Origin of the sequence: Mycobacterium persicum, from assembly GCF_002086915.1 — a bacterium.
Classification (GTDB): Bacteria; Actinomycetota; Actinomycetes; order Mycobacteriales; family Mycobacteriaceae; genus Mycobacterium; species Mycobacterium persicum.
Genome location: NZ_MWQA01000001.1, coordinates 894,079 through 907,422 on the forward strand (window position 1 = coordinate 894,079; position 13,344 = coordinate 907,422).

Consider the following 13,344-nt stretch of genomic DNA (forward strand, 5'->3'; position numbering starts at 1 on the left):
GCTACCTGCCGCCGCCGAAGACGACGTGGCCGACGGGTGTCCACTTCCCGGGGCAAGCGACAAACCGGTTGGCACAGAAGGAAATTCGGGGCGCGGCGGGCACCCGATCGGATTTCAGTGCCGCACTACCAGGATCGAGCAATCGGGATAACCCAGAATCGGATGGCAATTGGGAGTAGCCAGTTCCGGGAGCTGTTCGGCGTCGGTCTCGCCGACAACGGCCAGGTCGATCGAGCTGCCGTGGCGCTCGGCGGCCTTCGCGCCGGTGCCCGCGGCAACGATCTGGACGGGCACGTCCGGATAGCGGCGGACCCAGCTGTTGAGCCGGCGATCTATCTGGCGCACCGTGGCGTGCCGGCGCCGCCCCTCTTCCATCGCCTGGTGCACGACTTCGTCGTTGTCGGCTTCGTCGTTGAGGACGACGGCGATCACACCCAGCTTGGTGGGCGAGCCGTCAGGATTGGTCCGGACTATCGCGACCGGGCAGTGTGCGCCCGTCACCAACGCCGCGGCGGTCGGGCCCAGCAAGCCGTCGGCAGCCCTGCCCCGACGCGCGGTGCCGACGCAGATCAAGGCGGCGCCGCGGGATTCACCGATCAACACCTGCGCCGGATCGCCGGACAGGATAGCGGTTTCGGTCTCGACCGGTCGGCCTTCGCCCTGGATGGCCCCGTCCGCCTGGTACAGCGCCCGCTCGGCGCGTTCGAGCTCCCACTCGCAGTTCTGCGCCGACCCGCCCGGCGCATCATGGGCGGGAATGACATAAACCAGGCGAAGCGGCAGCTGCCGGCCCCTTGCCTCTGCGATCGCCCACTTGGCGGCGTTGACCGCGGCTGGTGAGCCGTTGACGGCCACGACCACCGACTTCGGGTCCGGCTGCGACATGTCGGCTCCTGACTATTTCGACCCGCTCACTATCAGGCTATTGCGGAATCGGCTCTGTGGGCAGGGGCCGTTCGGCCTTAGCTTGGTATGCCGTTCGTCCCGGGCGATTTCCGCCGAGAATTCCACGTCGAACACTCACGATCACATCGCGCCGGCGGCCGCGTCGCTGACTTCCGAAGGTTGGCCAACCTGCTCGAACAACCTCTCCACATCCGCCCGCTCACAGGCCGCCGTACCCGGTGTCAGCAGCATTGCCGCGCCCGCCGCAATCCCCAACCGAACCGCCTCGGCCAGCGACCAGCCGCGGCATAGGCCCACCGTGATCGCGGCAACCATGGCGTCGCCAGCCCCGACGCCGCTTCCGTGTCCCATCGGAACCGCCGAAAACCGCTCACTGGTGTCGCGTGTGGTCAGCAGCGCGCCGTGCGATCCCAGCGACACCACCACGGCTTGCGCAAGACCGCGGTCGATCAGCTCACGGGCTGCACCCAATTGCGCGGACTCGGTGACCAGCTCCCGACCGGCGCACTCCTGGAGTTCTCGCACGCTTGCCTTAAGCAGGAAGACTCCGTGACAGATGTGCCGCAGGCCGCCACCGGAGGTGTCCAGCACGAACCTGGCATCGAGCTGACGGCAGACATCGGCAACCCGCTGGTAGTAATCAGCGGGTACCCCCGGCGGCAGACTGCCGCTAGCCACCACGAATTCGGCGGAACGCGCGGCAAACCGCAATTCCTGAAGACATCGCTGCTGGTCCGCCGATGTCAGTTGGGGTCCCGGAAGCACGAACCGGTACTGCCGGCCGGTGGTGATCTCGTTGACGGTGAAGCTTTCCCGCGTCGACGCGGCGATCGGGATGTGCGCACAGGGCAACCTCTCGTCGCTGAGCAGCCGCACCAGAAGCCCACCATGCGACCCGCCCGCGGGAAACACCGCAAACACCGACCCGCCGAGGACCTGCGCGATCCGGGCGACGTTGATCCCGCCGCCGCCCGGGTCGTAACGGGTTGCCGAACAGCGCAGTTTCTCGGTCGGCCGGACGACGTCGACGCTGGTGGTGATGTCGAGCGCCGGATTCATGGTCAACGTGACGATTCGCGGTCCGGTTGCCACTGGCTGGGCCGGCTCGGCCGCCTTCGTCATGTCCGTTGACTCGGCTCGGACCGGCGGCTACAGGCCACTCGGGTAGGTTTCCGGTGTCTCGCCGGCGATCCACAAACTGGTGGTCTCGAGAGGTTCGAGCGCACGGGTCTTGTCGATGTGGATCATCGCGTCGAACTGATCGGCGGGGCGGACGTGGAAGTAGTGGCTTTGCCGTTCGGTTGCAGGCAGGTAGATCACCCCGATGGCACGTCCCAGCCGCACGACGCTGAGCGGGTCCGCGGCTTCCGGGGTTATCTGCGGTGACACCAGGAAGGCATTGCGCCCGGTCTCGTGAAGTAGTTGCTCGACGCTTCCGTTGAGTGCGGGTCGGACCACCTTGCGTTCGGCGATGCCGCCCCATTCGCTGGCAGCGGTCACCGTGCCGGAGTAGGTGCACAGCCCGATCAGACGCGACTCGTCACCGTATCGCTGCCGAACAAGTTGACCGAGGGTGAGCTGCCCGTCGGCCCATACTTCGGTGGCCCGGGCGTCCCCGACGTGAGAATTGTGTGCCCACACCACGATCCGGGCCGGCGGGACATCGTCGTGGCGGTCGAGGTGTTTCAGCAGCGCGTCCAGGGTCTGGGCCATGTGCTGATCGCGCAAATTCCATGAGGTGACCCGCCCGCTGAACATCGCGCGGTAGTACACCTCCGCGTTGCGTACCGTCTGCGCATTCTGTTTGGCGTAGAACGCTTCGTCTTCGGCGAGCAGCCCGTCCCGGCGCGCATAGCTGAGCAGGTGGCGCTGCAGATCGACCAATTGCTCGATGGCTTGACGTTCGCACGACGGGCCGGCGCCGAATGCCGCCGCGTACCCGTAAGCCTGACCGTCGTCGGCGGAGGTGTGGTCAAAGCAGGCGTAACGGGCGCGTGCCCGAGCCGCCGCGGTGGGGTCCACCTTGTCGAGGAAGCGGATCACTTCGTGCGTCGAACGGTGCAGGCTGTACAGGTCCAGGCCGTAGAAACCGGCTTGCCGTCGACCATTCGATTGGTGCCGCTGGTTGCGCGCGCGCAGCCAGTCGACAAAGTCGCGGACCACGACGTTGCGCCACATCCAGGCCGGAAAGCGCTCGAAGCCGCTCAACGCTGCTGCGGCGCTGCGGTCCTCGCCCAGACCGCGCACATACCGATTCACCCGGTAGGCGTCGGGCCAGTCCGCCTCCGCGGCAACGGCGCAGAAGCCCTTCTCCTCGATCAGCCATTTCGTGATGGCGGCCCGGGCCGCGTAGAACTCGTGGGTGCCGTGCGAGCTTTCGCCGATCAACACGATCCGGGCGTCGCCGATCAGCTCTTCCAGCGTTTCGGATGGTGGCACCCCGCCGGGAGCGTCGATGGCCACGCTGTTGATCACTTCGGCGGCTGTCGGCGCCGCGGGTTTGATCACCGAGATGCCCGAGGTCGGGGTGGCCAACAGTCGGCGGACCTCCTCGTCGGTGACCTGGCGAAAGTCCCAGAATGACTCACCGACCGCCAGAAACGGGGTGGGCATGGAGGCGCACACGACGTCGTCGACGATGCCGGCGAACTCCCGGCAGGTGGATTCCGGGGCGGCCGGCACCGCAATCACGATCTGCTCGGGCTCGGCTTCGCGCAGCGCCTGCACCGCCGCGAACATGCTTGCGCCGGTGGCCAACCCATCGTCGACCAGGATCACCGTCTTGCCGGCGACGTCGAGCGGCGGGCGGCCCGCGCGATAAATGGCCTCGCGGCGGACCAACTCGCGGCCTTCGCGCTCGGCGATGTCGCGCAGTTGCTGCGGCGTGATCCGCAACCCCCGCACCACATCGTCGTTGACGACGACACGGCCACCGCTTGCCAGTGCGCCCAGGGCAAACTCTTCGTGGCCGGGAACGCCGAGCTTACGGACGATGAAGGCGTCCAGCGGAGCGTGCAGCGCCGCCGCCACCTCCCAGGCGACGGGTATGCCGCCCCGCGCCAGGCCCAGCACGATCACGTCCCCGTGGTCGCGGTAGGCACTCAACAGACTTGCCAGCACCCGGCCGGCCTCCCCGCGATCGCGGAATACCCGCCGCGGCGCGTGCCGGGTGGTCTTTGCTGAGCTGGTCATGGCGGTTGGCGCTCAGTCAGTTCGCGCGCTGGATCGGAATCCGGCGCTCGGCGGGCTTGGCGTCTGACACGGCAACGGAGACGGTGAGGATGCCTTTGTCGTAGCTGGCCTCAATGGTGTCTTCGTCGGCGCCGGCCGGCAACGCGACGGTCCGAACGAATGAGCCGTAGGAGAATTCCGACCGGCCGTCGAATTCTTTCTTCTCGGTTCGTTCGGCCTTGATGGTCAGCCGCCCGTCGTGCACGGTGATGTCGATGTCCGTTGCCGGGTCGACACCCGGGATTTCGGCGCGCACCTCATAGCGGCCGTCCTTCAATTCGTCCTCGAGCGGCATCAGCCGGCTTTCGGCGGCCAAACGCGGGCCGGCAAACGACGGAAAGCCGGCGAGCAGTTCGGAAAAGTCCGGGAACAGTGACCTGGGCCGGCGCTGCACGGAGAAAGAAGTCATGATTATCTCCTTTGTTTTCGACTCGTCGTGGTGGCGATTTCTATCCGACCAGTCAATCCGGGCCGCCGATAGGGACCGAAGTCCCGGGCCGGCGGGGCCGTTCGTCCGCTCTGCCGCCGGTGCCGGGACCTCGGCGGTGCGCTGCCCCCAGGTAGGCCATGACGCGGTCCAGGATCAGGTCATATGCGTCGCCGTCTTCGGCGAGACGGACAAGTCCCCGGCGAAGCAGAAAACCCTCGATCCGCCGATCCAGCGGCCACTCGGAATATTTGTTGTGGTCGGCATATGCCGAGTTGAGGAACTGCACCGCCAGCGCATCGAGATCGGAATCTGTCAATAGCGGAGCGTTTCCCAGCGGAGAACCCATACCAATATCCTTTGTATTTTCTTTGTGCGTGCACGCGGCTTTCGTCGATTCGCCGGGTTGGCCCAATGATTCGGTGCTTTGCGGCCGGGGCATAGGGCCGGAAGTCACCTGTGATCGGTAACCGGTGCGGACTGACCTGCCGGGCCATCGCCATGATTCAGCGGCGAAACTCCAGCACGTCGCGCAACGGTCGCCGCGGTGTGGGCGGCGGAACCTCGCCGGCAGGGGCCACACCGACCCGGATCAACACCTGAGGTACCGCCGGGCTGCTGGTGAGATCGCCGACGATGGCGCGACTGGCTGCGATCTCGGTGAGATGGGTGACCGGACAGGTCGCCAATCCGGCAAGGGTGCACTCCAGCAATACGGCCGACAGCGCCCGACCGCAATCGAGGGCGTCGGCGCGCGTGTCGCCGGGCGTCGACAGCACCACGATTCTGGCTTGATCGGCCCTGCTGGCCGAACTGCGCTCGCTGTGCCAGTCAGCGGGAAACCGGCGATTCACAGCCACCGCCCGAGCCGCCGATCCGGACGCCAGCGCGCTTTCGGGTATCCCTTCCGATTCCCTGGAAGGCGCTGTCCACCAAGCCAATTCATGATGGTACGAGTCGTCGTAGCGGCGCAGCGCCTCGGTGAGCCGCGACGCCTCGGCGAGCCGGGGCCGCGCCTCGTCGGTCAATACCGCCAGCTCGATCCCGTCGTTTTCGAAGGAACTGCGCAGCACGGATTCCACTGACGCCCAGTCGCTGGGCGCCCGGAACGGACGCCGGTCGGTTCGACGACGCAATATCGCCTCGGCCCGGTCACGCCGGGGTTGGGTGACATAGTCCATCGAGGCGAAGTCGATCGAGGCCAGGTGGTCCAGATCATTGGGGTTGGGAAAAAGGTCGACGGCCGCGTTCCACCCGGCGGCGGCCATGGCGACCTGAAAGTGATCGAGCAACGCACCGCAACTGATCACCGCTTCGCGACCCGAACTGTCTGCCGAGGTCACCAATCGGTGCGGATCGAGGAACAAATCGACGGCCGTGCTGCCCGCCAACCACCGCCACGGCTGGCTGTTGTGCAGTGAGGGAGCATGGCACGCCAACTCCACGGCCTTGGTGATTACCTCGGTGTCGACCGTCGCTTGGGTCATCGCATTCACCTGCCTTGTGATCTGACTTCGACTTTCGTCGAGGCTGGGAGCCGACGCCAGAGTCCTTGGTCCCCGGCACGGCGGGCATTGGGCCTTGAAGGGCCGTCACCGCCCTTTCCTGCCCGCGGAGTTCGAGTCCAAGGACAACCGGCAGTAGGACTTGATGACTTTCTTCTCTATCGGGTAGCCGGCCCCGGGAAAACGATGAAAACGATGCAGAGGCCGGCTTCGCGCTGGGCTTGAGCCGTGTCGAATCGTTAGGACGATTGATGGATGTCATTCACAAAACGCCCCACGACTACCGCGTCGCGCCCAATCTCACCGACTACGAACGGGCCCGTGCCCAGTTTCGCTGGTCGGATGTGCCGGCGCTGTGCGAGGGCATGGGCGAGGGCAGATGCAACATCGGCTACGCCGCCCTGGACAGACACGCCGCCGGCCCGACCGCGACACACACCGCACTGCGATTCGTCACCGACAAGAGCTGGGACGGCGCGATCTCCACGCGGGATGTGAGCTACGCGGAGCTGATCCGGCTCGCGGCGCGGTTCACCGGAGTGTTACGCGCGCTCGGCATGAATAAGGGCAACCGGGTGTTCACGATCATGGGCCGCGTCCCCGAGCTCTACATCACCATGCTGGGCGCGCTTCGCAACGGCAGCATCGTTTCGCCGTTGTTCTCGGCTTTCGGGCCGGAGCCCATCGCCACCCGAGTCGCCATCGGGGAGGCCGACGTACTGGTCACCACGAAGGCGATCTACCAGCGCAAGATCGCCAAGATCCGCGACCGGCTGACCTCGGTACGACACGTGCTCGTCGTGGACGACGACAAAACGGGCGAACAGCTACCGGGAACGCTCAACTTCTGGGACTGGATGAACGCAGCCGAGGAGAACACGCCGGTCGAACCCACCACCGCCGAGGACCCGGCGCTGCTGCACTTCACCAGCGGTACCACCGGCACCCCCAAGGGCGCCATCCACGTCCACGGCGCCGTCGCGATGCACTATGTCACCGGCCGGTACGCACTCGATCTGCATCCCGACGACATCTATTGGTGCACAGCCGATCCCGGGTGGGTTACCGGAACGTCGTACGGCATCATCAGCCCCCTGCTGCACGGGGTGACTTCCGTCGTCGACGAAGCGGAGTTCGACGCCGAACGGTGGTACCGGATCCTGCAGGACCAAAGTGTGTCGGTCTGGTACACCGCACCGACCGGGATTCGGATGTTGATCAAGGCGGGGCCCGAACTGCCTGCGCAATACCGGTTCCCGCAGCTGCGTTTCATCGCCAGCGTGGGCGAACCACTCAATCCCGAGGCGGTCTGGTGGGGAAAACGTGTGCTGGGCTTGCCAATTCACGACAACTGGTGGCAGACCGAGACCGGCGGGATCATGATCGCCAACACCCCGGCGTTCGACATCAAGCCCGGCTCGATGGGCCGGCCGTTGCCCGGCGTGGACGCCTATATCGTGCGCCAGAACGACGACGGCAGCACGTCGGTGATCGAGGAGCCCGACGTGGAGGGTGAGTTGGCCCTCAAGCCGGGCTGGCCATCGATGTTCCGCGGTTATCTGCACGCCGAGGATCGCTATCGAAAGTGCTTCAGCGACGGGCTTTATCTCACCGGCGATCTGGCCAAAAAGGATGCCGACGGCTACTTCTGGTTCGTCGGCCGCAAAGACGACGTGATCAAATCCGCCGGCCACCTGATCGGGCCGTTCGAGGTGGAAAGCGCGCTGACCGATCATCCGGCGGTGGCCGAGGCGGCCGTCATCGGCAAGCCGGATCCGACCGTCGGGGCAGTGATCAAAGCCTTTGTCACCCTCAAGGACGGTTTCGTCGGCGACGACGACCTGCGGCTGCAGTTGCTAGGCCATGCCCGCAAGCGGCTTGGAGCTGCCGTGGCGCCCAAGGAGATTCAGTTCGTCGATTCGTTGCCGCACACTAGCAGCGGCAAGATCATGCGGCGGCTGCTGAAGGCTCGCGAACTCGGGCTGCCCGAAGGCGATACGTCCACCGTGGAGAACTTGACCGCTCAACGGCCCCAGGAGCCGCAGGAGGTGTCGCAGTGACCGATACGAAGCTGGCGCAGGAACTCCTGGCCGATATGGTCCGGGTGCGTCGGATGGAAGAAAAGTGCGCAGAGCTCTACAGCGCAGCCAAGATTCGGGGATTCCTGCACCTCTACGTCGGCGAGGAGGCCGTGGCCGCCGGCTCGCTGCGCGCCCTGGCTGAGGACGACGCGGTGGTGGCCACCTACCGCGAGCACGCGCATGCGCTGCTGCGCGGCATCCCGATGACCTCGATCATGGCCGAGATGTTCGGCAAGCAGGAGGGCTGCTCGCGCGGCCGCGGCGGGTCGATGCACCTGTTCGACAAGTCCAGGCGGTTCTACGGTGGCAACGCGATCGTGGCCGGCGGCCTGCCGCTGGCGGTGGGTGTCGCGCTCGCCGACGCGATGCTCAAGCGCAACCGGGTCACCGCCTGCTACTTCGGCGACGGCGCGGTCGCCGAGGGCGCCTTTCACGAGTCGTTGAACATGGCGGCCCTGTGGAATCTGCCGGTGTTGTTCTTGTGCGAGAACAACCTTTACGCCATGGGAACCGCGTTGGACCGGGCGCAATCGCAGACCGACCTCACCGTCAAGGCGGCGTCGTACCGGGTTCCGACGCTGGCCGCGGACGGGATGGACGTCGAGGCGTGCCTCAACGCCACCCAACGGGGTGTCGACCACGTCCGCAACACCGGTGGCCCGTTCTTCATCGAGTTCCGTACCTACCGGTTCCGCGCGCATTCGATGTTCGACCCGGAACTGTACCGGGACAAGGCCGAAGTCCAGAGGTGGCGCGAGCGTGACCCGATCCGGCTGTTCACCCAACAGTGCCTGGACAACGGCACCATCACCGACGACGACGTCCGGGAGATCGAAGATGCGGCCGCCGGCGAGATCGAGGCCGCGGTGGCCTACGCCGAAGCCGGGACCTGGGAAGACCCGGCCGACCTCGCGCGGGATGTGCTGACGCCGGTCGGAGACGGCACCGCAACCGACGAATCGACTTGGGAGCCAACACGATGAAGACCAGCTATCGAACCGCGGTTCACGACGGCATTCGCGACGCCCTGAGCAACGACCCGCATGTCGTGCTGATGGGTGAGGACGTCGGACGCTACGGCGGAACGTACGCCGCCTCCAAGGGCCTGCTGGAGGAATTCGGCCCGGAGCGGGTACGTGACACCCCACTGTCCGAGCTGGGTTTCGTCGGTATCGGGATCGGTGCGGCCCTCAACGGATTACGCCCGATAGTCGAAGTCATGACGGTGAACTTCAGCCTGCTGGCGCTGGACCAGATCGTCAATACCGCTGCGGCGCTGCGACACATGTCCGGTGGGCAGTTCTCGGTGCCGATCGTCGTCCGGATGGCGACCGGGGCCGGACGTCAGCTCGCCGCGCAACACTCACACAGCCTCGAGCCTTGGTACGCCCACATTCCGGGCATCAAGGTGGTGGCTCCGGCAACCATCGAGGACGCCTACGGCATGCTCGCCCCCGCCTTGGCCGACCCCGACCCGGTGATCATTTTCGAGCACGTCCAGCTCTACAACACTTCGGCAGATGTCGATGTGCTCAAGCCGACCGATATCTGTCGGGCGGCGGTGCGCCGCAACGGCGCCGACGTGACGCTGATCGCCTACGGCGGCTGCCTCCCCAAGGCGCTCGACGCGGCGAACGAATTGTCGCTGGCCGGAATCGACTGCGAGGTCATCGATCTGCGGGTGCTGCGACCGCTGGACACCGACACCATCCTGGAATCGGTGCGCAAGACGCATCGCGCGGTGGTGATCGACGAAGCCTGGCGCAGCGGCAGCCTGGCCGGAGAAATCTCGGCGCAAATCGTGGAGGGGGCGTTCTACGACCTCGATGCACCGGTTGCCCGGGTGTGCAGCGCGGAAGTTCCCATTCCCTATGCCAAGCACTTGGAAGAGGCAGCGCTGCCGCAGCCCGCCAAGATCGTCGCCGCGGTGCACGACATGTTCGGTGACCAATCATGATCGAGTTCGCCATGCCCGCACTCGGCTCCGACATGGACGAGGGCACCCTGAATGAATGGCTGGTCAAACCCGGCGACAAGGTGACCCGCGGACAGATCGTGGCGATCATCGAAACCACCAAGGCAGCAGTGGAAATCGAGTGCTGGCAGGAGGGGACCGTCAACGAGTTGCTGGTGCCGGTGGGCGAAACCGTCGAAGTGGGAACCCCGTTGGCCACGTTGCTGGAACCGGGTGAGCGACCGACCAAACAACCGCGCAAGCGGGCCGGGCCGTCGATCGCAGCCGCGCCGGCGCCGGTGTCGGTACCGTCGGGCGCCGGGGTGGCGCCGGTGACCCCGCCGGGGCCGCCGCCGCATCGCCGCTGGGTCTCCCCCGCCGCCCGCCGCCTGGCCCAATCACTGCACGTCGAGCTCGACGCCGTCACCGGCACCGGTCCCCAAGGGGCGGTCACCATCAACGACGTCGAGCACGCGGCGGCGGCCAAACCGGCCGAAAAGCCGGCCGCCAAGGTTCCCACCAAGCCGACGGCGGCCGACCGCGCCGCGCTGATGCGGAAATCCATTGCGGCGGCGATGAGCCGGTCCAAGCGCGAGATTCCGCACTATTACCTTGCCGACGAAATCATCATGGAAAAGTCGCTGACCTGGCTGACCGCGCGAAACGCCCAGCGATCCATCACCGAGCGAGTGCTGCCGGCCGTTTTGCTGTTGAAGGCTGTTGGCCTCGCGGCCCAACGGTACGGCGAGTTCAACGGTTTCTGGCGCGACGACGGGTTCGAGCCGGCGACGGGTGTTCATGTCGGCGTGGGGATTTCGCTGCGCGGCGGTGGGCTGGTCGCGCCGGCCATCCATGACGTTCCCGACAAGAAGCTCGACGAGTTGATGGGCGACCTCACCGATCTGGTGGCGCGGGCACGTTCCTTTTCGTTGCGGAGCTCGGAGATGTCGGACCCGACCATCACGGTGACCAACCTCGGAGACCAGGGCGTCGACACGGTCTTCGGGGTGATCTACCCACCGCAGGTCGCCATCGTCGGCTTCGGTAAGCCGAGCCAGCGGGTCTGCGTCATCGACGGCGGCATTCGCGTCGTCACCACCGTGCAGGGCACCCTCGCCGCCGACCACCGGGCCAGCGACGGCCACCGCGGCGCCCTGTTCCTGAGCGCCATCAATGAATTCCTGCAGCAGCCCGACCTCTTGGAAAAGTGATGCACACATGACGACCCAACAGAACACCCGTGACGCGGTGCTGTCCGTATTGACCACTATCGCGCCGGAAGTCGACGCCGACGACATCCGCGACGACGTGCTGCTGCGCGATCAAGTCGACCTCGATTCCATGGACTGGCTGAACTTCCTTCTCGGGATCCACAAACGGATGCACGTCGACATTCCCGAGTCGGACTACGCGTCTCTTCGCACCCTCACCGACGTGGTGAACTACGTCGACAAGCACGCGGCCACAACGGCTTGAATGGTGGTGGCCCGGCCGCGCAGTACCAAGGCCCGCCGAACCGATCCACACGTCCGCCGTCGTGTCGCCGGCAGCCGTCAGGCTTGGTCTTGGATGCGGTCACACCAGACGGATGGGTCGTCGGCCTCGACGTTGGCCGGTGTCGTCTGGAGTCAGCTCAGCGGCTGATCGGATCGGCACCACAATGGCGTACGAAAATGGCTCGCGATAATGGTGAAGCCACCATCAACGGCTCCCAAGGCCCGCATTCCGGCAGATTTCGGTGAACTCTGCGTCCATGGCCGCCGTCACCTCATGTGGGTCGTCAACAGTTGCACCGTCGGTTAGTACCGCGATATTGAGCTGATCGACATAACTCCACACGGTCACGTTGAGCCCGCTCCACGGCGGCAAATGCCCCACTGAATATATTTCGGTGACCACCGCGCCGCCAACCCGGCCATACCGCTGGAAGGCCCCATGAACATTGGCGATAGTCACATTGGGCATTTTGGCTACCGCTTTGCGGCTGGACGCCAACCGTAGACCAGATTCCACGGCCACGGGCAACGCACAGTCCAACCAGCGGCTGAGGAGCCCGGGCCCCCTCAGCCGGTGCCGCTCCTTACTCAAAATGGCGTTTTCGTGGCAGCGTTGCACCCGCTCCAAGGCGTTGTGAAGGTCAACGGGCAGCACAATGGATAACGCGTCAGCGCAATTCCCAGAAATCCGATCCGCGGATAAATTCCAGCTCACCGGAATGAGCGCCAGTAGCGGGTCGGCCTTTCCGTCGTAGCGCAAGAGCAAAGAGCGTAGTGCACCGGCCGACATCGCTAACACCAGGTCGTTGATGGTAACCCCGAGATGCCGGGCGGTCCGTTTGACGTCGGCCAATGCCAGGCTGACGCTGGCGAACCTGCGCTCCGGGCGGGCCAGGAGGTGGTTGATGAAGGTCCGCGGTGGCGCCACCAAAAGCCTGCGCGAGCTGCGGCGCGTCCGGGCCAGACTCTGCGCTGTCTGGCGGATTGTGCCAGGAAGTCGACCGGCCTGATGCAGGTGGTCCGCGCACGCCAACTTCATCAGCTGCCACTTCCGGGGAGCGGGGTCGGGCAGATACTGGCCGGCAACCGGTCCGGGCTGCAGGTCCATGCTGCGGGCAAGCAGGTTCGCGGCGCCCACTCCGTCGACAAGTGCATGGTGGATCTTGGCGACCACCGCGATGCGGCCGTCGGACATGCCGCTGAGGACGTACATTTCCCACAGTGGACGTCGGCGGTCAAGGGGGGCACCGGCGATTTCTCCGATCGCCTCGTGTAGCTCGCGCCGACCAGCTGGGCTGGGCAGGTGCCAAGGCCGGATGTGGTAGTCGAGGTCGACATCGCAGTGCTCGCGCCACATCGGGTGGTGCAACTTGAACGGTACGTTGACCAGCTGGTAGCACAACGGCTCAAGCTTGTAGAGACGATTGCGGATCGCCCTGCGAAACGCCTCGATATCGAAATTTCGACAGTCCTCGTCCAATTTTATGATCGCGACTTTGAGCGTGTGGAGATGGACGTTGGGGGTCTCACTATAGAGCATGAGCGCATCGGTACCGTTAAGCCATTTCAATGTCGAACCTCGCTGACAAACCAGAAGGCCTCGCAAGTAAACGACCCTTTCCAGTACCCAAAATCTTTCGGTCGATGCCCAGCGCGCCGGCATGGCACCACTCCATGAATGGCGCCGACGTGGCCTGAACCCATCGGTAACATGACGCTGCCCTCGACGCAATAACACCACTCA

12 protein-coding genes are annotated in these 13,344 nt (G+C 65.5%); 5 read left to right on the forward strand and 7 right to left on the reverse strand.

The annotated features are described in order from the left end of the window. Window positions 1–114 precede the first annotated feature (114 nt). From B4U45_RS04005 to B4U45_RS04030, 6 genes are all read right to left on the reverse strand, one after another. The gene (locus B4U45_RS04005; RefSeq protein WP_075545466.1) at window positions 115–885 is read right to left on the reverse strand and encodes a universal stress protein; all 771 of its coding nucleotides are present in this window, start codon (window positions 883–885) and stop codon (window positions 115–117) included. A gap of 141 nt (window positions 886–1,026) precedes the next feature. Beyond that, window positions 1,027–2,028: a 1-phosphofructokinase family hexose kinase gene (locus tag B4U45_RS04010; protein ID WP_075545465.1), complete on the reverse strand. Its 1,002-nt coding sequence runs from the start codon at window positions 2,026–2,028 to the stop codon at window positions 1,027–1,029. Window positions 2,029–2,055: 27 nt separating this feature from the next. Continuing rightward, window positions 2,056–4,098: an erythromycin esterase family protein gene (locus B4U45_RS04015; RefSeq protein WP_075545464.1), complete on the reverse strand. Its 2,043-nt coding sequence runs from the start codon at window positions 4,096–4,098 to the stop codon at window positions 2,056–2,058. A gap of 16 nt (window positions 4,099–4,114) precedes the next feature. Then, window positions 4,115–4,546 carry an Hsp20/alpha crystallin family protein gene (locus B4U45_RS04020; RefSeq protein WP_075545463.1) on the reverse strand — a complete coding sequence of 144 codons (432 nt, stop codon included), beginning with the start codon at window positions 4,544–4,546 and terminating at the stop codon, window positions 4,115–4,117. Between the two features lie 52 nt (window positions 4,547–4,598). Continuing rightward, window positions 4,599–4,913 carry a hypothetical protein gene (locus B4U45_RS04025; protein WP_240316453.1) on the reverse strand — a complete coding sequence of 105 codons (315 nt, stop codon included), beginning with the start codon at window positions 4,911–4,913 and terminating at the stop codon, window positions 4,599–4,601. Window positions 4,914–5,070: 157 nt separating this feature from the next. Next, complete coding sequence (locus tag B4U45_RS04030; protein WP_075545462.1) at window positions 5,071–6,051, reverse strand: Acg family FMN-binding oxidoreductase; 981 nt, start codon at window positions 6,049–6,051, stop codon at window positions 5,071–5,073. Between the two features lie 269 nt (window positions 6,052–6,320). Here B4U45_RS04030 and acsA point away from each other — a divergent pair, with 269 nt between their 5' ends. The 5 genes from acsA to B4U45_RS04055 are packed head-to-tail and all read left to right on the forward strand — an operon-like array spanning window position 6,321 to window position 11,580. After that, the gene (gene acsA / locus B4U45_RS04035; RefSeq protein ID WP_075545461.1) at window positions 6,321–8,129 is read left to right on the forward strand and encodes an acetate--CoA ligase; all 1,809 of its coding nucleotides are present in this window, start codon (window positions 6,321–6,323) and stop codon (window positions 8,127–8,129) included. Then, window positions 8,126–9,133 (forward strand): pyruvate dehydrogenase (acetyl-transferring) E1 component subunit alpha, encoded by a 1,008-nt coding sequence (pdhA, locus tag B4U45_RS04040; protein ID WP_075545460.1) that lies wholly within the window; start codon window positions 8,126–8,128, stop codon window positions 9,131–9,133. The genes acsA and pdhA overlap by 4 nt, the downstream gene beginning before the upstream one ends. Continuing rightward, a complete protein-coding gene (locus tag B4U45_RS04045; protein WP_075545459.1) occupies window positions 9,130–10,107 on the forward strand; it encodes an alpha-ketoacid dehydrogenase subunit beta in 978 nt (325 codons plus the stop codon). Before pdhA ends, B4U45_RS04045 begins: the two co-directional genes overlap by 4 nt. Next, a complete protein-coding gene (locus tag B4U45_RS04050) occupies window positions 10,104–11,315 on the forward strand; it encodes a dihydrolipoamide acetyltransferase family protein (protein WP_075545458.1) in 1,212 nt (403 codons plus the stop codon). The genes B4U45_RS04045 and B4U45_RS04050 overlap by 4 nt, the downstream gene beginning before the upstream one ends. A gap of 7 nt (window positions 11,316–11,322) precedes the next feature. Next, window positions 11,323–11,580, forward strand: a complete 258-nt coding sequence (locus B4U45_RS04055) for an acyl carrier protein (protein ID WP_075545457.1) — start codon at window positions 11,323–11,325, stop codon at window positions 11,578–11,580. A gap of 225 nt (window positions 11,581–11,805) precedes the next feature. On the opposite strand, the gene B4U45_RS04060 is transcribed toward B4U45_RS04055, so the two are convergent. Next, window positions 11,806–13,170 carry a WS/DGAT/MGAT family O-acyltransferase gene (locus tag B4U45_RS04060; protein ID WP_075545456.1) on the reverse strand — a complete coding sequence of 455 codons (1,365 nt, stop codon included), beginning with the start codon at window positions 13,168–13,170 and terminating at the stop codon, window positions 11,806–11,808. Window positions 13,171–13,344 lie beyond the last annotated feature (174 nt).